The organism is Shewanella sp., from assembly GCF_051658185.1.
GTDB lineage: Bacteria > Pseudomonadota > Gammaproteobacteria > Enterobacterales > Shewanellaceae > Shewanella.
Genome location: NZ_JBOFMC010000321.1, coordinates 1 through 1,685, shown reverse-complemented (window position 1 = coordinate 1,685; position 1,685 = coordinate 1). Strand labels below are relative to the sequence as shown.

Sequence of the window (1,685 nt, the reverse complement as noted above, 5' to 3'; positions counted from 1 at the left end):
GCGAGCAACCGTATCGAGTAACCAACGCTCGGTACTATCACGCGGTGACGTGATCACTTCACAACCCATGGTTTTTTTCGCCATCCATTTTGAAATAGCTAAGCTGATAAAGGCTCCACCGAATCCAAAAATCGCGGCGAACACTAATAGTCCACTCATTGTTGAAGTATTGACGCCTAGAATAGACATGACAATTGAGGCTACTAGCAACACGGCTAGGTTAGTCACAATTAATAAGAAAATACGCTTCATTTCAGCTCCTTTAGGGCAACGAGATGCCATTTCATTTTGCTCAGAGACATAATATGTCCAAATAATCGAAATTCAAGTGGTCAAGGTAAAGAGTTTTGCGATATGAAGGATATTTCTCTTATTTAGACACTGTCTTTCATTGCCGTGAGTCTAGGTAAATTAGATTAATCAAAACTTAAATCTTGCACCGGTCAGCACGGCAGCACCATGACAAGGTGTTTATCATGATTAATCTTTGTTAACATGACCTTAGTCTTAACGATTTCAGGATAAAAAATGACAATAAATGCCTTATTACTGAGCAGCTCGCGTGTCGGCGATACCCCCTATTTAACCCATGCTATTCCGTTTATCAAACCCCTAACGACGCACGCACGTCAGTGGATTTTTATTCCCTATGCGGGCGTTAGTATGGATTATGACGCATATTTAGCGACAGTTGTGGCGGGCCTTGAGGAGCTATCGCTTGAGATCACTGGTATTCATCAGCACAACGATCCTCGCGAAGCGATAAAAAATGCAGAAGGGATTATCATCGGTGGCGGCAATACCTTCCACCTGCTGCACGAATTATATCGTCATCAACTCGTTGATCTTATTTATGAACAAGTGAGTCAAGGCAAACCCTACATCGGCTGGAGTGCCGGGGCAAACGTCGCAGGTATGAGCATTAGAACCACCAATGACATGCCAATCATCGAGCCACCCTCCTTTAGCGCGCTGCGCCTTGTACCTTTCCAATTAAATCCCCATTATGCGAATTATCGCACTCCGGGACACAACGGTGAAACCCGTGCGCAGCGGCTGTTAGAATTCACCCGCGTCGATCCCATCACGCCTGTGGTAGGCATCGTTGAAGGTTCAGCGCTATGGCGCCAAGGCAATACGTTGACACTTTTAGGCACACAATCGGCCTACTTCTTCCGTGGCGATGACCAAGAAGTTCCGCTACCGGCGGGCAGCGATTTATCCTACTTACTGTGACTTCTCACCGCCCTAACGGGCGATGCTTCTTACTTCATTAGCCGCTGCTCGATAGTATCGAGGCTTACGCAGCTTCCATAAGCAGAGACGACCGTCCAGCCGCCTTTAATTCCAGAATGCCTTTATCACGGATATTGAGGGCGGCATTTAAATCGCGATCGATATCCATCGCTCCGCATGAGGGACAGTCCCACTTGCGAACAGACAAGGGCATTTCGTCCATTTTTTTGCCGCAACAATGGCAGGTTTTAGAACTGGCATACCACTGTTCAGGCTTAACGAGATGCTTGCCTTGCTCTTTGGCTTTATATTCCAGCTTAATGACAAAGCTATGCCATGAGGCATCGGCTATGTGTTTTGCCAGTTTGCGGTTTTTCATCATGTTTGCCGATTTCAGTGTGCCACTACAATATCACTTTAGGAACTTTTCAGGCCACGCTCTTGTTGCT

At 46.4% G+C, this 1,685-nt stretch carries 2 protein-coding genes and 1 pseudogene; 1 reads left to right on the top strand and 2 read right to left on the bottom strand.

From position 1 onward, the window contains the following. Positions 1-252, bottom strand: a pseudogene (locus tag ACRCZA_RS12245) (protease HtpX); the annotation flags it as partial. Positions 253-528: 276 nt separating this feature from the next. Here ACRCZA_RS12245 and pepE point away from each other — a divergent pair. Beyond that, positions 529-1,236 carry a dipeptidase PepE gene (gene pepE / locus ACRCZA_RS12240; protein WP_438674709.1) on the top strand — a complete coding sequence of 236 codons (708 nt, stop codon included), beginning with the start codon at positions 529-531 and terminating at the stop codon, positions 1,234-1,236. Between the two features lie 64 nt (positions 1,237-1,300). Here the strand turns inward: pepE and ACRCZA_RS12235 are convergent, their stop codons facing one another. Further along, on the bottom strand, positions 1,301-1,633 hold the full coding sequence (locus tag ACRCZA_RS12235) for an RNA-guided endonuclease InsQ/TnpB family protein (RefSeq protein ID WP_438674710.1): 333 nt from the start codon (positions 1,631-1,633) through the stop codon (positions 1,301-1,303). Between the last annotated feature and the right edge of the window lie 52 nt (positions 1,634-1,685).

Bases quoted from the DNA above. Each gene is read 5' to 3' on its own strand.
- pepE (WP_438674709.1), top strand. From the start codon at position 529: ATGACAATAAATGCCTTATTACTGAGCAGCTCGCGTGTCGGCGATACC.